The following is an 18699-nucleotide window of genomic DNA, read 5'->3' as shown; positions in this document are numbered from 1 at the left end:
AATTTGCCGTGCTTCTAAAAATTGCTTGTGCAAAAACAAAAAAAAGTCATTCTGCTCTCTTTAAGTGTAGGCATCTTATTGATGCTTGCCAAATTTACAGCCTACTTTGTAACCTCTTCAAATGCAATTCTAACCGATGCTGCCGAAAGCATTGTCAATGTGCTGGCCAGTTCATTTGCCTTTTATAGTATTTACCTCGCGTCGCAGCCGCGGGATTTAAACCATCCTTATGGACACGGCAAAGTGGAGTTTTTCTCAGCTTTTGTGGAGGGAAGCCTGATTTTGCTTGCCGGAATTATTATCATATTTAAATCTGGTTATAACTTATTTATACCACAGGAAATTCAAATGCTTGTAAGCGGTACGATCATTATCGCAATAACAGGTGTTGTTAATTATTGGTTAGGGCACTATCTGATCAAGCAAAGTGAGTTATTCAACTCCTTAACGTTATATGCCGACGGTAAGCATTTAAAATCTGACGCTTATACGAGCGCCGGTTTGGTGGTTGGCTTGTTATTAATCCATTTTACGGGTATCACTTATTTGGACAGCCTGCTGTCTATTGTGCTCGGTTTATATATAATCTATCATGGTTATAAACTAATACGCAAGTCTGTAGGCGGTTTAATGGATGAGTCGGATTTTGAAGTGGTTGAGGAAGTGATCAGTATATTGAATAATAATCGGCATAACTCATGGATTGATGTACACAACCTCCGCACACAACGTTATGGAACTGACTTACATATTGACTGCCACTTAACTTTACCGTATTATTTCGACTTGAACAGGGTACACGAAGAGGTCTCCGGTTTGGATAAACTGGTGAATGAAAGTGCTCGTGTACAGACTGAGTTTTTTATTCATGCTGATCCGTGTTTACCGCAGTGTTGCCATTATTGCCGGATGGATGACTGTCCGGTGAGAAGCGAGCCCCTGCGAACAGACATCGCGTGGAATACTCACAACGTTACCCGTAATCAAAAGCATTTCTCATAATGTATCCATTCAATGTGCGCGTCTACGGGATCCTGATCAATGATCAGGACCAGGTATTGTTAAGTGACGAAGAGGAATATGGTTTACGATTCAGTAAATTTCCAGGTGGAGGATTAGAATATGGTGAAGGGCTGATAGACGCTTTGAAGAGGGAGTTTGTAGAAGAATGTGAGGTAGAGATAGATGTTACCGATCATTTTTACACAACCGACTTTTTTATTAAATCAGTATTCAACGATAGCCAGGTTATCAGCGTATACTATGTGGTTAAGCCCAAAACAGACTTACTGTTAAATTTTAAAGAAGAAATCTTCGACTTCGACTCAGAGGGAGACCTGCTGCAAGTATTCCGCTGGAAAAATATCGCAGACCTCACTGTTGATGATGTCACTTTCCCAACCGATCAGAAAGTTGTCGAGCTTTTGAAAGCGCAATGGAAAATTAAGATGGATCGTAGCTAGCATCAGGTAAACTCTCATATTCCGCTATTCCCCCAAAAATTCTATTGCGCGATTATTACTTCATTATTGCCCGCGAACTAATTGTTATAAGGTTTTACGATAATAATTTATCAACCCTTTGTTAGCAGGGTGACGACAGTATGCTCATTATATTGCGATATATTCAGCACATGGTTATGATACTGTTAACATACTGTTTACATACTGTTATCATTAATTTCGAGATACTCTGAATACGACCTGATTTGCGCCGCATTTCGGTTTATTCCAGAGGTATTTATGCTTCGTTTAAGTTAATACGAGTGAGATGATGGTGTTTTGCCGAAGCAACGAAAGAATAGGCTGGCAGGTTACAGTTTATTTGTCTAAGCAGGGTCTCTTGTAGAGGACCCAGCCTGCATAGTGATGGCCTGCCAATGCATAGGGACAATAACCATTTGCCAGGCCCCCTTGCATTACATAATATGTGTTTCTATTACAATCCAAAACATTTATAGTGGAATGTGCATAATTGGACAAATTAAAGAAATAGACAATGAAAGCATTGTAATCAAGGAGTTTGGGATCAAATCTACCCTTGCCCGAGGCTTTCTATTAATTGCATTAGATGAAATTACTCGTGTTGATGCAGGCGGTGTTTATGAAACTAATTTATTGAAGCTACATAACAAAACCGTTTAGTCAATTGAACTAATAAACATCAGCAGTTAACACATGTTTTGCGCTATTTCCAACCCACAAGCCGACACTAACAGCGCAAACCAATAACGTTAGCGGTCAGGCTAAAAAATGACTGTGAGTATTGAATAAGCTAATCAATTCTATATTGAAATGAAATTAGAAGATTTAGGATATAATAATAAGCTTGAAAAATTAAGGAATGAGAATAACCTTAAAGAGTTTGAGATTGGAAGAGTTATATCAGAACATAAAGAAAGATATATTGTGAAAACTGAAAAAGGAGAATTTGAAGCCGAGATAACAGGGAATTCACGATTTTCATCAAAAAGTCGTGAAGATTTTCCAGCCGTTGGCGATTGGGTTGCAATAACAATTCATGATTCAGATTTTTCTATTATTCACAGCATATTACCGAGATTCTCCGTTATTTCAAGACAGGACGTTGGTAAATTCGGAGAGATACAAATAATAGCAACAAATATTGATTATGCATTATTGGTGCAAGCCGCTGATAGGGATTTCAATATTAATAGACTTGAAAGATATCTGACAATTTGTAATTCATCAAAGGTTAGCCCCATTATAGTGCTCACTAAGATTGATTTAATTGATGAACATCGGACTTTTGAGATATTGGAGAAAATAAAAGCTCGAATTAATAATGTTCCGATTATTGCAATAAGTAACGAATTACAAGATGGGTACGACAAAATAAAAGCGATTATTGAAAAAGGTAAAACATATTGTATGCTTGGTTCTTCAGGTGTTGGAAAATCCACTCTATTAAATAATCTTTCTGGCAAATCTATAATGCGAACAGATACAATTAGCCAGAGTACAAATAAAGGGAAACACGTTACAAGTCACAGAAAATTAATTATTCTTGAAAATGGAGGAATAATAGTTGATAATCCAGGAATGAGAGAAGTAGGTATTGCCGATTCAACAAGCGGATTAGAAATTACATTTGATATGATTATCAGGCTTTCTCAGAATTGTAAGTTCAAAGATTGTACCCACACGAATGAGATAGGTTGTTCTGTTATTGAAGCTGTTGAAAAGGGAGAAATAGACCGAGCTTCATATGAAAATTACCTAAAATTAGAAAGAGAGAAAGCTCATTTTGAATCTTCGGTTGTTGAAAGACGGAAAAAAGATAAAGAATTCGGAAAAATAGTAAAGAATTACAAAAAGGATATCAATAGGAAAAAATGAAGTTCTAAGAAAAGAAGCCCGAACCGCTAACAGGCGTTTGGCAAAAAAGCGGTTTCAGTGGTTAAATGAACATTCTACCTCGTATCAAATTTTGTGCTGGGTTGACAGTTTAGGGCTTCGAAATCCGCTTCTTCGCCAAGCGCCAAAACGTTATGCGAGATTTCACACGATCTATTCCCATCGACGATTCCCCCTGATTTAGCCTAAGTCAGAAACGGAGAGTTGCACATTCGGACAACTCTGTTTATCTTTGCGTTGTATGAATGTACAAAAATTCAGGACTATCTTTTTGTACAAGGAGTACTTCACTGACTTTTACGATAAGCAAAAGCCGAAAGTGAAAGAAAAGATTATCTGGACGTTTAGGTTGATCGAAACTATACAGCAAGTACCGGAGAATTATTTAAAGCATCTCACGGGCACTGACGGACTTTATGAAATAAGAATCCAGCTTGGAAGCGACATTTTTCGGATATTTTGCTTTTTTGACGAGGGCAAGCTTGTTGTACTGGCAAATGGATTCCAAAAGAAATCTCAGAAGACACCGAAGTCTGAAATAGAACAAGCGCTTAAAATAAAGAAAGAATATGAAACAGAAAAGTAATTTGAAATCCCTAGACCAGTTCGTGGACGAACAATACGGATTAAAGGGTACTCCCAAACGTGACGAGTTTGAGAAAGATTACGAAGGGTTCAAGCTTGGCTTTCTTCTTCAACAGGCGCGCCTGGAAAGAGGCATGACACAACAAGAACTAGCCGAAAAGTGCGGAACAAACAAGGGTTACATTTCCAAAATCGAGAACAACATCAAAGAGGTTCGTTTTTCAACCCTTCAAAAGATAGTCGAGCTTGGCTTAGGCGGCCACCTGGAGTTTTCTATCAAACTATAACGCCAGGAACCGGAATAGAAACCTCGCATAACAGCGGTTTGCCAAAAGCGGGGGAGACAGTGGTGGAACAAACTTTCTGGAATTAATTATCTTTAGTGCAGGCTTGAGAGGTAATGATTGTTAATCCCCGCCTTCGGCAAGCCACCGAACGTTATATGCAACTCTATTGAAACGCTCACTATAAAAAATGTCCGAACAATTTAAAGCACATATCAACAAATTCACAACGGTAAGTGATGAGGAATTCACTGAAATTTTTCAATTTTTCCAAATCAAAAGAATAGACAAAAAGGAAACTCTACTTAACGAAGGGGATATTTGCAAGTCGAATTATTTTGTTTTAAAAGGAATTTAATGTGGAACGAATAAATCCTATATCTCCAGAATCGAAAATAATGCTTCTGACATCCGGCTGTCAACCTTAATGAAAATTATTCAAACCGGACTTGGGAGACATTTGAAACTCACCGTCGACCTATAAAAAGAACGACCGCACAACAAATAGGACTTCGTTGCGTGCGTAGCACGAACAATTAAGTCCCGGATGCACGGAACCTTTGATAGTTTTTTTTAGCCGCTATGCGTTTTGCTTTTGAGATCCCATTATTTTTTATATTCTCTTATTGGTGCACTTTTTGAAATTATGCTCTTAGATTCTGCCTTTAAAAGGGTCGAGAAGCCGTCTTCAAGTTGTTTGGAGACGGCTTCGTCCATTATAGCAAGCAAATAATACTCTTTTTAGCAATTCCTGTTGTGAAAAAGAAGACACTAAGTGGGGATTTACTTCCAAAAGCTTGCCCACCAGAGAAATAAAATAAAATTTAAGGAACCAGGAGCAAAAATCGGATGGCTTAAACCTAGGATTTCAATATTGAGAATCTTCCACCCGAATAACCTGCTAAGAATTTCGTAAGTTTCCTAAGATCTCGATTTTACATATGTCAGTAATCTTTTCTTGCATTTTCAAAGCAATAAACTCAACTTCGCCGGATAAATAGGGGGCTTTGAAGCCTCTCGATACACGATGGTCAATCATTCTCAAAAAATAGCCAGGGAACTTTCTATCTCAGAAAAGCAGGTTTCCACCACAATTGTTTTATTGGACGAAGGCGCTACGGTGCCGTTTATCTCGCGTTACCGTAAAGAGCTGACAGGCAGTCTGGATGAAGTGCAGGTTGCAGCCATCAGAGACCGTGCGCAGCAGTTGCGCGACCTGGAGAAAAGGCGTGAGTCTATTCTGAAATCGTTGGCCGATACCGGTAGTTTAACCTCTGAGCTTGAGCTGATGGTAGCGGGGGCCGAGACGCTTACAGCGCTGGAAGACATTTATCTGCCGTACCGGCCTAAACGGAAAACCCGTGCCACTGCTGCACGTGAGAAGGGCTTGTTGCCTTTAGCGGATCTTATGCTAAGTCAGAAAAACCTGGATATTGAAACGGAGGCTGCCCGATTTATCAATTCGGAGAAGGGCGTGGCCAATAAGGAAGAAGCATTAGCCGGGGCCCGTGATATACTTGCCGAGCATATTTCTGAGCAGGCGGAGATCAGGGAGAAAGTGAGGAACATTTTCTTGCAAAAGGGAACTTACCAGTCGAAAGTGATTAAGGGAAAAGAAGCCGAGGGAACCAAATACCAAGACTATTTCGACTGGAAAGAGCCGCTTAAGTCGGCCCCGTCGCACCGGATTCTGGCGATGCGCCGTGCAGAGAAGGAGATCATTCTTTCGCTGGATGTGGTGGTACCGGAAGAGGAGGCTATTGAGATAATGGAGAAACAATTTATCACCAGCCGCAATGCTTCATCAGAGCAGGTTTCGCTGGCTATTGCCGACGGTTATAAGCGTTTGCTGAAGCCGGCCATGGAAACCGAGGTACGCCTGATGAGCAAGAAAGTGGCCGATGAAGAAGCTATTAGGGTATTTGCAGAAAATGCCCGGCAGTTGCTGCTGGCTGCTCCGCTGGGTCAGAAAAGAGTGATGGCCATTGATCCGGGTTTCCGGACCGGCTGTAAGGTGGTATGCCTTGATGAGCAGGGAAAATTACTGGAGAACACCGCCATTTACCCGCATACGGGTGCGGGAAATGTAAAAGAAGCGGAGAAAACTCTTAGGCACCTGGCAGAAACATTCGCGGTGGAAGCTGTTGCGATCGGTAATGGTACCGCTGGTCGTGAGACTGAAACTTTTGTGCGCAGTTTGAATTTGCCGGCTGTCACGATTGTGATGGTGAATGAAAGTGGAGCATCCATCTATTCCGCATCGGATATAGCCCGTGAGGAATTTCCGGATAAAGATATCACCGTAAGGGGAGCGGTTTCTATTGGTCGCCGTTTGATGGACCCGCTTGCTGAACTGGTGAAGATAGATCCGAAATCAATAGGCGTGGGGCAGTACCAGCATGATGTTGACCAGAATAAGCTGCAGGCTTCGCTGGATGATACGGTAATCAGTTGCGTGAATGCCATTGGCGTTGAATTGAATACAGCGTCCAAGGAGATCTTATCGTATATATCGGGCTTAGGTCCTCAGCTGGCCCAAAATATAGTAGACTACCGCAACCAGAATGGAGCGTTTAAGCGGCGGGCTGAGTTAAGAAAGATTCCACGCCTTGGCGATAAGGCTTTCGAGCAGGCCGCAGGTTTCCTGCGTATTCGGGGTGCTGAGCATCCGCTTGACAGCAGTGCTGTTCACCCCGAGCGCTATGCGCTTGTCGAGCAAATGGCTAAGGATCTCAACTGCAAGGTTGTGGATCTGATCAAAGAGGATGAGCTGCGAAAAAAGATCAAATTGCAGAGCTATGTAAGTGAAACGGTGGGGCTGCCCACTTTAAATGATATTATAAAAGAGCTGGCGAAACCTGGATTAGATCCGAGGGAAAAGTTTGAAGAATTCAGCTTTACCGAGGGTGTCAATTCAATTGGCGACCTGAAGGCAGGGATGAAGCTCCCGGGAATTATTACCAATATTACTGCTTTCGGAGCTTTTGTAGATATCGGCGTGCACCAGGACGGTTTGGTTCATTTAAGCCAACTAGCCAATCGTTTTGTCAAAGATCCGAACGAAGTGGTTAAAGTGAGTCAAAAAGTAATGGTTACCGTTACCGAAATAGATGTGCAGCGTAAACGGATAGCTCTTTCAATGAAGACGGAACAGGCAGAACAAAAGCGGGTTACGAAGCCCGAATTCCGGAAGGAAGTGAAAGTAAAGAAGGATGTACCCGAAACAGATCTTCAAAGCAAACTGGCTGCTTTAAAGAATAAGTTTAAGTAGTGCTTATGCGGCAACTTGTTCTTTGGACTTGAGGGCACTGGAAACTACATGACAGATCTCATATTCTTCCAATTGCTCACAGATCTCCAATATCTGGCTCAGTTCAACGGATGGGCTTTTGGCAAAGTGGGCTATCACCTTTTCTTCCGGCTGGGCTTCCATTAAACTTTTTACTGCTGTGGTAAAATGATTTACGGCTTTATTTAATCGCTTTATGCTCACTTATTATAAGATTTAATAAGGCTTCATACGCAGGATTATCTGGCTTAGTTTCAATGATTTGATGTTTAATTGTGCCTAAGGTATTTGTAAGTATAAGTTAAGAAAAGGCGCATATCTTTGCGATGAGTTTAGCAATATGAATAATTTTGACGGAGTGATAATTGGCGGGGGCGCATGCGGACTGATGTGCGCCGTGCAGGCGGGATACCTGGGTAAGCGAACCCTGGTGCTGGAAAAGAATGAAAATGTGGGCGCCAAGATCCTGATCTCGGGAGGGGGACGGTGTAATTATACCAACCTTTATGCTGATTCATCTAACTTTATTTCCGAGAATGAGCACTTCTCAAAGTCTGCGTTTTCGCGCTGGACGGTCGAAGATACGATCAATTTTTTTGAGACGTACGGCATCAGTGGCAAGGAGAAGACTTTGGGACAACTCTTCCCGGTGTCAAACAATGCGAGGGATATTGTGAACGTCTTTGAGAATATATGCGGGGAGATGGGGCAAGAAATAGTATGTGCTGCCGAAGTTACCTCAGTCGAGCGTCTGGAAGAGGGAAGTTTTAGGATTAGCTACGTGCAAAACGGAAAGTTAAAGCAAGTTATAGCTCCAAAGGTTGTGATCGCTTCTGGCGGTCTGCCTATCCAAAAGATGGGAGCTACTGATTTCGGCCTTCGTGTTGCCAAGCAGTTCGGCCTGCGATTAATTCAGACGGCTCCGGCGCTCGTCCCTTTAACTATTACGGGAAAAGATGCCGACTGGTATGCACAGCTTTCCGGGAACTCGGTGTTCTGTCGTGTTTCTAATGATAAGATCAGCTTTGAGGAGAATATTCTCTTTACCCATTGGGGTTTAAGCGGGCCTGCGATCCTTCAGATCTCTTCGTACTGGAAGCCCGGAGAAAGCATTAACATTGACCTGCTCCCCAAAGAGAATATCTCAGAACTAATTAATAGGGAGAGGCAACAAAATGGACGTAAGCTTTTTTTGAACCTGCTTGCCGACTTATATACCCGCAAGTTCGCCGAAGCGCTGGGTGTTTACTTACCCGTAAATAAAAATCTGGCTTCTTTAACAAAGGAGGATATTCAGAAAGCGGAATCGCTTATTCATGAGTTTAAAGTAAAGCCTGCCGGCGATAAGGGATATGACAAAGCGGAAGTGATGCGCGGCGGTGTGGCTACCGACGAGCTTTCATCGAAAACCCTTGAAGCTAAGAAAGTTAAGGGGCTGTATTTCGGGGGGGAGTGTGTTGATGTGACCGGCTGGCTGGGAGGCTATAACTTCCAGTGGGCTTGGGCAAGCGGGTATATCATAGCCCAGGAGCTGTAAATCATTTAGGAATAGTTATTGCATTGAATGGCCAAAATAACAGCTATGAGACTACTTCAACTTTTTGTACTATTCATCATTGGAATGCTTGGCAGTTGCAGCATTATAAACCAGAAATCCGATCATGCTAACCTGGGTGCTACTCCTTGGAAACTTGTTTCTATCAACGAAGTGCCTGCAAACCTGGGTGGAAACGCTGTTATACAATTCGACGAAAAGGAGAACAAGGTAAGCGGTATTGCTGCTTGCAACAGCTTTGCCGCCGGCTATGAAATAGTAAAAACTGCGATTACATTCGAAAGCGTTGTTACAACCAAAAAGTACTGCGAAGGCCGGATGGATGAAGAAAATCAGATTGTTACCAATTTACAGAACGTAACCCGCTATGATGTTAAGGCAGACAAATTATACCTTTATGGTAAAGATCAGCTCTTATTAGTGTATAAACGATAATTAATTTGCTAATTTGTGAATGAGTATTAATACATATCATTGAATCTGAAGATTTTAATGCCCTAGCTTATGAAGAATTTCATTTTAATAATCGCCATCGTTTTTATGATAGATCCATTATCAGCCGCAAAGGCTCAAGAAACAAAGTCAGAAAATAAAGAGTTCGTTCATACGGTTTATTTTTGGTTAAAAAACCCTGCTGATCAAACTGTAAGGGCCAGGTTTGAAGAATCTATGAAGACTTATATCAATAGTTCCAAATACATTAAGACTAAACATATAGGAGTTCCTGCAAGCACTAATCGCCCTGTTATTGACAGCTCTTACAGCTATTGCCTTAGCTTGACCTTCGCGTCGAAAGCTGATCAGGACAAATACCAGGTTGAGGATACCCACCTGGTTTTTATTAAAGAATCAGAGATGCTGTGGGAAAAGGTGCTGGTTTACGATTCGGTAAGCATTCTTTAAAAAATGCGCTAATTGTCGATACGTTAGTACGGCAATGCATTAACCGTTAATGCGAAAACGTATTAATCTGTCATATGTTAATATGTCAATACGAGAGTCACTTAATGTGGCCAATGTCTGCATGCCAGCAATGTATTGTTGATCGCGCGCTATTGTGATTATTTTTACCCAACTAGCTATTCCAGAATAGCAAGGTTGAATTACCCCTCAAATTACAAACATTGTCTACCACATATTTCCAGGATCTTCTTAGCTTATTGAAGATTGAACGTGACGCAGATTTGTATGCATACCAGCAGCTCAGCGAGTTAAGTTCTATAGCCGAACGAAGGATCGCGGGTTTGAGTTGGTACCCCATTGCGATTCGCAATACTGAAATGAGCAGGGGCGATTACCTTACCGTTGAGGCTGAGCGAACCACCCATCATGACCTGAGCCACCAATTACGTTTTGGATCTTCGGCCGTTTTGTTTTCAAATCATGATCCAAGGAATGACAGACTGGAAGGAACCATCACCTGGCAAAGCGGAAATCGCTGTAAAATAAACTTGCGGGTTGATGAGCTTCCCGACTGGGCGAGCGACGGCAAGCTTGGTATAGAGTTGCTTTTCGATGATAAAAGCTATGACGAAATGCAAGCCGCTCTTAAAGAAGCAGCCAGGCTCATTGAAAGCAAAGACAACGGGCTGGTCAAAATTCTTACCGGGAAGAACAAGCCGTCATTTAATACTGATATTCCGGTCTTTATCGCTCCTAAACTAAACGCTTCACAGCAGGAGAGTTTAAACATGATCCTTGCAGCAAGACATTTGGCGATTGTTCACGGTCCTCCGGGTACAGGGAAAACCACGACCCTTATTCAGGCGATCAAGGCTTTAGTTAAACAGGACGGGAAGCAGATACTGGTAGTAGCTCCAAGCAATACCGCAGTGGATCTGCTTACTGAAAAACTTGATGATGAAGGGGTAAATGTGCTTCGGGTGGGTAATCCTGCACGTGTGTCCGACAAACTGATGTCGTTAACGCTCGATAGCAAAACTGCAGCTCACAGCAGTATGAAGGAAGTGCGGGGTTTGAAGAAGCAGGCTAACGAATACCGCAATATGGCGCATAAGTATAAGCGCAATTTCGGACGGGCGGAACGCGAGCAACGGAAAGCTCTTTTTGATGAGGCTCATAAGATTATCAGAGAAGTAGCCAACATTGAGGATTACATACAGAAAGATCTGATTGCTAAAGCACAAGTAATCACTGCTACGCTGGTCGGCTCAAATCACTACACAGTTTCCGGATTAAAGTATCATACAGTAGTGATTGATGAAGCGGGGCAGGCGCTCGAACCTGCCTGTTGGATACCGGTTTTGAAAGCGCAAAAGATTATTTTGGCTGGGGATCCCTTTCAGTTGTCCCCTACCATTAAATCGTACGAAGCTGCCCGAAAAGGCCTGGGAAGCACCCTTTTGGAAAAGTGCATTGAGCAGCATCCCGAAGCCGTGGTTTTATTAGAGGAACAGTATCGGATGAATATTCCTATCATGGGATATTCTTCTAGGATCTTCTACCAGGATAAATTGCGTGCTCACATTACTGTAGCCGATCACCGCCTATTCCCCGGCGACCATGCACTGCATTTTATTGACACTGCAGGTTGCGGCTTTGATGAGAAGACGGAAGGCACGAGTACTACTAATCCCGATGAGGCCGCACTGCTGATTAAGCACCTGGTATCAGTCCTCGTGAAGCTCGATTCTTCTTCTACCTTTGAACAAACCCCGTCGGTCGCCATCATTTCACCCTATAAAGAGCAAATCTTTGTGTTGAAAGAACTGCTCGCTGAGGCCGACGAATTAAAACCTTTTGTAAACCAGATTGCGGTGAATACGATTGACAGTTTCCAGGGTCAGGAACGGGATATTGTTTATATCAGCCTGACGCGCAGCAATACCGAAGGTAATATCGGTTTCCTGTCCGACATTCGCCGGATGAATGTAGCTATGACGAGGGCGCGTAAAAAGCTGGTGGTAATTGGCGACAGTGCCACGCTTTCGCGATTGCCGTTCTACTCCGGTTTTATTGATTATGCAGAAAAGATGAATGGTTATCAGAGTGCCTGGGAGTTTATGTAAGATTAAAAGCGGTCCAGTTGAGAGTGGCGGACTATTCCTAATATATCAATCTGTAAAGCCCTTAGGAACGTAGCAATGGCTCCTCCTAGTTTTCGATAGCATTTTTCAATTGCCACTGGCTTTAGCCAGTGGATAAAAAAGACCTTTGTCCTAAGGCTTTAGCCAAATCTTCTTTATTTTAAATACACAATACTATATTTTGGCTGAAGCCAATCAAGTCCTGCATTCTATTCCTCCTCCAGCTAAAGCTGGAGAATGAGGAATGGCGCTTCCGATTCAGCAAAGTTAATTAATAAGGCTTTCGTTCCATCGGAACGTCTCGTTAGTAGAAATACAGACAGGGTGTGCAATTTCGTTCCATGGGAACGTTTTGTGAAAATAGGTGAGCTACTAATTAAGCCAGCTTTAGTTGATCCTCAAGCTGTCCTACAATCTTTTCGCACATTTCATGGGTCAGAAGGGCATCCTTTCCTGATATCTTTGGAACCTTGCCGTTTTCATGGGACTGGAGAAAGTCCTTGATCATCTGTTCGAAGCCCCGTTTATGAAGCATCGGTTCCCAATCGCTCGAACCGATCCGGCTGATGTTGGTGCCCTTATGGATAAACAGTTCAGAAACATTATTTACCACCCTTTTTTCCCCGCTGCTGAACACTTCGACTTTTTCTTCTGTTGTGCCTGCATCGCGATTCATCATGCCGATAGCTGTCGCACCGTTGTCACTTAGAAACTGGATTGTGACCTGGTAGAGGACGTTATGTTTTTTCATACCGTTGACGTGTAGACGATCAACAGGGTAGGGGAAAAGGTATCTTAAAGTATCTACTACATGTATAAAATCATCAAAAATGAAGCTCCGCAATTCGCAGGGTAAGGCCTGCCTATTCTTTTGCATAATGATCATACTGGGTTCCGTCAGTTCCTTTAGTTTCTGATAGACAGGAGCATACCGCCTGTTAAAGCCGGCCATGAGTATCAGGCTTTTGCTTTCAGCCAATTCAAAAAGTTCCCTTGAAGAGTTATAATCGAGTGTAACGGGCTTATCCACAAATACGTTTATGTCATGCTCGAGCAGTATTTTTACAATACCGTAATGAGCAGTGGTAGCAGTGTGGACAAAAGCGGCGCTGATTCCGCTTTGGATCAATGAATCTAAAGTATGATGAAGATTACCGAACCTGTATTTATTGCCGGCGTCCGCCAGCACACCTTTGTTTCTTGATAGAAGATGAATTTCTACGCCTTGCTGGCTGCTCAAGATCGGAAGGTACGCTTTACCTGCTATGTCCCCCAGACCGATAACTCCTATTTTTACCATACTTTCAGAATTTAACCTGCAAAATATGGATTAAAAAGAACTTTAAAACACAGGGAATTCTTTCTTACTGATACTTGATACTTAAAACCATTAACCTGCCAATTTTCACCCGCCACTCCCTTAAAACCGCTGATGTAAGGTAATGGTTGGTTGCCAGCCTTCTTTCGAATAACCGGCAATACCGCGGACAAAGAAGCGGTTAAAAGGATACAAATACATACCAGCTCCTACACCATGGTGTATCCGATCTGAGTCTTCATTATCAATCCAGACCCGCCCGGCATCATAAACTCCGATCAAGCCCATCCTGGCGGGTAAAAATCCCCGTTCTACTTCAGCAAAGCTAAAGCGAAGTTCAAGATTATTGAAAAGCAAGTGTTCCCCAGCAAAGCGATATTTTCTAAACCCAAGCAAGTTGTTTTGGCTACCCAGAAACGCACTTTGATAGAACGCCGTTTCGCCTGTTGTGAAACCGGCACCAACACGCTCAGCAAGTATCAGGTTGCCTTTTTTAGTTAAAGGTATATAAAACGAGAATTGTGGGAATGCCTGTGCATAAGCGTCTGACGCATCATTTAAGCCTTCGTAACCGTGGATCCGCAGTTCAAAATTGAAACCTCTTTTGGGAGTCAAAGGGTCATCTCGTTTATCCCAGCCAAGGGATAATGTGGCTCCCCCATGGGTTTTGTCAGCGAATATGTTGTCGTAAGAATTTATGATTTCCGGGGTGGAAATAAATCTGTCGTTGTTATTGCCATTGGAATAATACTGGAAGGACGGACCCACGCTGACGGTTACATTATTTCTTAAATTAAATCGTAATGCCGCCTCAGCGTGGTAATATGAAAAGTTTACACGGTAAAATTTTGCATGATTACCTTCGCGTTTAAAAGGTGTATTGTTTCCCTGCCCATAATAATTCATGATATTTCCCGTCATATCCGCAATGGCATTGATGATGATATCTGTATTTGCAAACACCTTAAGCCATTCAGATTTCTGTTTTAGGATGAAGGACTTTGTAGATAGGCTATGCAAAGCAGTTAGTGAGTGCACATTACCTTTTGGTTCCCCTGAATTTTTATCTTCCTTAGTTTTAAAGGTTAAGCCCAACAGCAATCCATCCTCAGAACGAAGATCTGCGGCCGGGCTCACGCCCGAAGACCGATACCAACGGCTAAACAATCCCTTATCTGTTGTAAGGGTATCAGTGTTTAATTCAGCACTATCTTTAGTGGTAGTTTCATCGCTTTGCGCCAATACTGCTGTGCTACTGATCCAGAAGGCACAAAACAAAAAAACAATCTTCATCATAGGTTCTGGGATTATGGGGATTTTAACAGATTAATCTAGCTGGCTATATTACTTTAATATACCAAATAATCAATATACAAGCCAAATAAAGCAGAAAACTGCTTCTTTGTAATGCACACGTTTCTAAGAGTAACTCCTGAATTTACACATGGAAAAATTATTCAGAGAAGTCCGCGACCTTATTGCCTTTAAAAATTTTGAAGAATTACACAGGTTAGAAATCCCGAAGCCCGAAAAATGTAACTGGGCCAGGGATATTTTTGATTCATTATAATATATCGCAGCCCGGATGGGCCAAGTTTGCCTGGAGCTGCGTATTTGCACCGTGGAACGTTGGTGCTACGGTTTTCGCCTACCACCAGCCAGGACGTTTTAATGCACGTGATACTTTGACGCTGATGGAAAAGCACCAGATCACTACGTTTTGTGCACCGCCTACTGTACTCAGGCTCCTGATTCTTGAAGACCTGAAAGCCTACCGCTTTAATTTTAGCGAATGTGTGGCTGCCGGAGAACCTTTGAATGCCGAGATTATTGAAATGTGGAAAGCAGGAACAGGGGTGCTGATCCGTGACGGCTTCGGACAGGCGGAAAGCACCTGCCTGGTAGCGAATCTTCCGGATATGGGTAAGCCTACCTTTTTATATGAAGTAATTATTGCTGATGAAGAGGGCCAAACTTTACCGGTGCGCGAGAGGGAACTATTTGTGTGAGAATGGATACCCGGAAGCCAAACGGCATATTCAGGGAATACTTTGGTGATCCTTAAAGAAGGAAAAGAGTTATTTAATTTTGGATTATACTATACCGGTGATAAAGCTTACCAGGATGAGGACGGTTTTATCTGGTTGGTCGCAAGAGGCCGAGGCAAAAGCAAAGAGTTTAATAATCGTCAATGAATATTTTTATGAAAAACCTTGATAAGGGAATAGTGGTTAGCTTAGTTAAATTTTTGGTAAGGAATAAATAACTTTTCACACAATATTTTCGTCAAAGGACGAATTTCGTGCATAAAACCTGCAAAAAAGGACGGTTTGTTAATGTTCCAAACTGCTTTAGCAAAGGCCAAATTACTGTTTTAGTGCTGTAGAGTGCCTTTTTATTAATTAAGTGAAACTAATTAAAACAAAAAAGAAATGTGTGCAACGCGGGCACCCGCTTTGCGTATAAGGTCATAATGGAACTCTATATAAAGAACATGGTTAGCCTCCGCTGCAAATTGGTAGTGAAGTTCGAATTAGAAAAGCTCGGACTGCATTGCACAATGTTAGAGTACGGTAAGGTAACGGTGGCCGGGTTTCTTTCTTTCGAACAGCTCAGTAGTGTAAGGACAGCTTTACTCCGGTCAGGTTTAGAACTGATGGATAGTAAGAAAAATATCTTGATCGAAAAGATTAAGCATATAATTATCGAAGTGGTTCATCATTCGGAGGGTCAGCTAAAAACTAATTTTTCTGATTATTTGAGTGCCAGGTTAAATCTGGACTATACTTACCTCGCTAATATATTTTCGGAAGTTCAGGGTACCACTATCGAAAATTTCATCATTCTGAATAAAATCTACAGGGTAAAAGAGCTGATCGGATATAATGAACTTAATCTTACCGAAATTTCCCTGAAGATGCACTATAGTAGTGTAGCGCATTTGTCAAACCAGTTTAAAAAGGTTACTGGTGTAACTCCTTCCTACTTCAAGCATTATGGCGTCAGCTCTCACCGGACGCTCGGAAATGTGTGAATCATGTAACTTATTCACACAATAATATAACTTTCCCGCCTCAGGCTTCTCTAGGTTTGTCGCATCTTAAATTCTGATTCAATTCTGAATCAGGTAGCAGATCATTTATTTATCAATTTATCTAATATAATTTATATGACCAAAAGAAGTACTCTTATTGAGAGTAGTACTCAAGTGTGTAAGAGCAGAGGCTATTCTAATGTATTCAAAACCATGTGCTCATTCGTTTTACTCCTTACCGTGTTTGCGGCAGGATGTAAAAAGGATGACTTTGAAGGCGAGATCGTTGGACTCTGCCCGGTAGTAGTATCTACCGATCCCATGGATAAAGCAGTTGATGTTGTGCTTAACAAGGTGATCTCGGCCACCTTCAATACAGACATGGCCCCATCAACAATTAACGGCACAACCTTTACAATCAAACAGGGAACAACGGTAATCCCCGGAACAGTTGCTCCTACAGCTAACGGTACAACATTCACTTTTACACCGACTATAGCCCTATTGCCATTTACTACCTACACGGGTACAATCACAACAGGCGCTACAGATACTCTGCGTACTGCAATGATTAACGATTACGTCTGGACATTCACAACTATTCCGGCTGTAACTATATCGGCTACTCCGGCAGCAGGCGGTACTTTTCTTGGAGCCGGGTCATTCGCCCAGTCTTCTGCAGTTACAGTGACCGCTGCACCATTAACAGGCTTTACATTTGTTAACTGGACTGAAGGCGGAACAGCCGTTTCAACCAGTCCAAGCTTCTTGTTCACTATGGCAGGAAACAAAGCGCTGGTAGCTAATTTCGCACCGGTTGTAGCGGGTAACTTTGCATTAAATCTATCATCAAGTCCCGCAGCTGGTGGAACAACCACAGGTTCAGGTTCATTCGCCAGGGGATCTAATTTAGCAATAACTGCCACTGCCAATGCAGGTTACACCTTCGTAAACTGGACAGATAATGGAGTAGTTGTTTCAACAAGTTCAAACTACCAGTTAGCTCTTAACGGTAACAGATCATTGGTTGCCAATTTCAAAGTTATTCCAGCATCACAGTTTGCTGTTATATTATCCTCGAGCCCGGCAACAGGCGGAACTACCGATGGAGAGGGTGCTTATACCGCTGGTACATCCGTAACGATATCTGCTGTTCCCAACATTGCTTATACATTTACCAACTGGACCGACAAAGGTACAGGTGCTGTTGTTTCATCCAGTGCTAATTATACTTTCGCTCTAAGTGCTAACAGAACTTTGGTTGCCAATTTCGCAATCAAAACCTATACATTAAACGCAAGCGGAGTAAACGGAACGGTTTCTAAAAATCCAACACAAGCAACTTACAACCACGGAAGTTCTGTAGTGCTTACAGCCGTACCGAATGCAGGTTTCGTATTTACTTCCTGGAGCGGCAACGCTACCGGCACAGTTAACCCCCTAACGGTTAATATGACTTCCGATAAAAATATCACCGCTAACTTTACAGCAGTACTCCCTGTAGGTCCTATCAATGTTCCTCTTGGCCTGGCTGGTGATTATTCAATCTTAACAAAATCCGGAATTTCAAGTACCGGCGTAACCGCTGTTGCAGGTAACATAGGAGTTAGTCCGGCAGCTGCAACCGCAATCACCGGTTTTGGATTAATTATGGATACGAATGGACAGTCATCACACACAACCATTGCGACTCATGTAACCGGTAAAGTGTTTGCTTCTGATTACGCTGCACCTACTCCAGCCAATTTGACGATAGCTATTGCAAACATGGAAACTGCTTATACTACTGCAAATAACCTGGTAACCCCTGCACCCGTTCTTCAAAAAGGAGCCGGAAATATCAGCGGTCTGACTTTAGCTCCTGGGCTATACAAATGGAGCACAGGAGTATTAATAGACCCTAATGCCAGTGTTACCTTATCCGGTGGAGCAAATGATACCTGGGTTTTCCAAATCGCTCAGGATCTTACGCTCAATACAGGTGCACAGGTTAAATTGTTAGGTGGTGCACAAGCCAAAAACATTACTTGGGTTGTTGCCGGTCAGGCAGTACTTGGAACTAACACGGTGTTATTCGGAAATATCCTGAGTAAAACCCTTATTTCCCTGAATACAGGTTCAAAAGTTACTGGTAGGTTATTGGCACAAACAGCTGTTACTTTAAACACAAGTACAGTAGTTAAGCCTTAATTATCCCTCAACGATATGTT

General features: G+C 42.4%; 17 protein-coding genes. 14 read left to right on the top strand and 3 right to left on the bottom strand.

Annotated features, from left to right (window positions below):
- The first annotated feature begins 27 nt into the window (after positions 1 to 27).
- The 7 genes from AC1MCB_RS07530 (at position 28) to AC1MCB_RS07500 (ending at position 7517) form a co-directional block, all read left to right on the top strand.
- A complete protein-coding gene (locus tag AC1MCB_RS07530; RefSeq protein ID WP_479968129.1) occupies positions 28 to 1002 on the top strand; it encodes a cation diffusion facilitator family transporter in 975 nt (324 codons plus the stop codon).
- Positions 1002 to 1463 carry an NUDIX domain-containing protein gene (locus AC1MCB_RS07525; RefSeq protein WP_479968128.1) on the top strand — a complete coding sequence of 154 codons (462 nt, stop codon included), beginning with the start codon at positions 1002 to 1004 and terminating at the stop codon, positions 1461 to 1463. The genes AC1MCB_RS07530 and AC1MCB_RS07525 overlap by 1 nt, the downstream gene beginning before the upstream one ends.
- A 501-nt stretch (positions 1464 to 1964) precedes the next feature.
- Complete coding sequence (locus tag AC1MCB_RS07520; protein WP_479968127.1) at positions 1965 to 2144, top strand: hypothetical protein; 180 nt, start codon at positions 1965 to 1967, stop codon at positions 2142 to 2144.
- A 150-nt stretch (positions 2145 to 2294) separates the two neighbouring features.
- Complete coding sequence (gene rsgA, locus AC1MCB_RS07515; RefSeq protein ID WP_479968126.1) at positions 2295 to 3359, top strand: ribosome small subunit-dependent GTPase A; 1065 nt, start codon at positions 2295 to 2297, stop codon at positions 3357 to 3359.
- A 259-nt stretch (positions 3360 to 3618) separates the two neighbouring features.
- Entirely contained in the window at positions 3619 to 3963 is a 345-nt protein-coding gene (locus tag AC1MCB_RS07510; RefSeq protein ID WP_479968125.1) for a type II toxin-antitoxin system RelE/ParE family toxin, read from the top strand.
- Positions 3947 to 4249, top strand: coding sequence for a helix-turn-helix domain-containing protein (locus tag AC1MCB_RS07505; protein ID WP_479968124.1), 303 nt, complete (start codon positions 3947 to 3949; stop codon positions 4247 to 4249). Before AC1MCB_RS07510 ends, AC1MCB_RS07505 begins: the two co-directional genes overlap by 17 nt.
- 1024 nt (positions 4250 to 5273) lie before the next feature.
- Entirely contained in the window at positions 5274 to 7517 is a 2244-nt protein-coding gene (locus AC1MCB_RS07500) for a Tex family protein (RefSeq protein ID WP_479968123.1), read from the top strand.
- 3 nt (positions 7518 to 7520) lie between these two features.
- Here AC1MCB_RS07500 and AC1MCB_RS07495 read toward each other — a convergent pair whose 3' ends face one another.
- Entirely contained in the window at positions 7521 to 7739 is a 219-nt protein-coding gene (locus tag AC1MCB_RS07495; protein ID WP_479968122.1) for a hypothetical protein, read from the bottom strand.
- 136 nt (positions 7740 to 7875) lie between these two features.
- Here AC1MCB_RS07495 and AC1MCB_RS07490 point away from each other — a divergent pair, with 136 nt between their 5' ends.
- From AC1MCB_RS07490 to AC1MCB_RS07475, 4 genes are all read left to right on the top strand, one after another.
- Positions 7876 to 9072: a BaiN/RdsA family NAD(P)/FAD-dependent oxidoreductase gene (locus tag AC1MCB_RS07490; protein ID WP_479968121.1), complete on the top strand. Its 1197-nt coding sequence runs from the start codon at positions 7876 to 7878 to the stop codon at positions 9070 to 9072.
- Positions 9073 to 9117: 45 nt separating this feature from the next.
- The gene (locus AC1MCB_RS07485; protein WP_479968120.1) at positions 9118 to 9525 is read left to right on the top strand and encodes an META domain-containing protein; all 408 of its coding nucleotides are present in this window, start codon (positions 9118 to 9120) and stop codon (positions 9523 to 9525) included.
- A gap of 69 nt (positions 9526 to 9594) precedes the next feature.
- Entirely contained in the window at positions 9595 to 9993 is a 399-nt protein-coding gene (locus AC1MCB_RS07480) for a Dabb family protein (RefSeq protein WP_479968119.1), read from the top strand.
- A gap of 221 nt (positions 9994 to 10214) precedes the next feature.
- On the top strand, positions 10215 to 12119 hold the full coding sequence (locus AC1MCB_RS07475) for an AAA domain-containing protein (protein WP_479968118.1): 1905 nt from the start codon (positions 10215 to 10217) through the stop codon (positions 12117 to 12119).
- A gap of 394 nt (positions 12120 to 12513) precedes the next feature.
- Here AC1MCB_RS07475 and AC1MCB_RS07470 read toward each other — a convergent pair whose 3' ends face one another.
- Together AC1MCB_RS07470 and AC1MCB_RS07465 are read right to left on the bottom strand one after the other, a co-directional pair.
- On the bottom strand, positions 12514 to 13437 hold the full coding sequence (locus AC1MCB_RS07470; protein WP_479968117.1) for a Gfo/Idh/MocA family protein: 924 nt from the start codon (positions 13435 to 13437) through the stop codon (positions 12514 to 12516).
- A 120-nt stretch (positions 13438 to 13557) separates the two neighbouring features.
- The gene (locus AC1MCB_RS07465; protein ID WP_479968116.1) at positions 13558 to 14751 is read right to left on the bottom strand and encodes a BamA/TamA family outer membrane protein; all 1194 of its coding nucleotides are present in this window, start codon (positions 14749 to 14751) and stop codon (positions 13558 to 13560) included.
- A gap of 260 nt (positions 14752 to 15011) precedes the next feature.
- Between AC1MCB_RS07465 and AC1MCB_RS07460 the strand changes: the two genes are divergently transcribed.
- The 3 genes from AC1MCB_RS07460 to AC1MCB_RS07450 all read left to right on the top strand — a co-directional run bounded on the left by AC1MCB_RS07460 (position 15012) and on the right by AC1MCB_RS07450 (position 18679).
- Positions 15012 to 15464 carry an AMP-binding protein gene (locus AC1MCB_RS07460; RefSeq protein WP_479968115.1) on the top strand — a complete coding sequence of 151 codons (453 nt, stop codon included), beginning with the start codon at positions 15012 to 15014 and terminating at the stop codon, positions 15462 to 15464.
- A 464-nt stretch (positions 15465 to 15928) separates the two neighbouring features.
- Positions 15929 to 16489, top strand: a complete 561-nt coding sequence (locus tag AC1MCB_RS07455; RefSeq protein WP_479968114.1) for a helix-turn-helix domain-containing protein — start codon at positions 15929 to 15931, stop codon at positions 16487 to 16489.
- 135 nt (positions 16490 to 16624) lie between these two features.
- Positions 16625 to 18679, top strand: a complete 2055-nt coding sequence (locus tag AC1MCB_RS07450; protein WP_479968113.1) for an ice-binding family protein — start codon at positions 16625 to 16627, stop codon at positions 18677 to 18679.
- Positions 18680 to 18699: the final 20 nt, after the last annotated feature.

This window comes from Daejeonella sp. AP26 (genome assembly GCF_056680515.1).
This window is presented reverse-complemented; position numbering and strand designations above follow the sequence as displayed.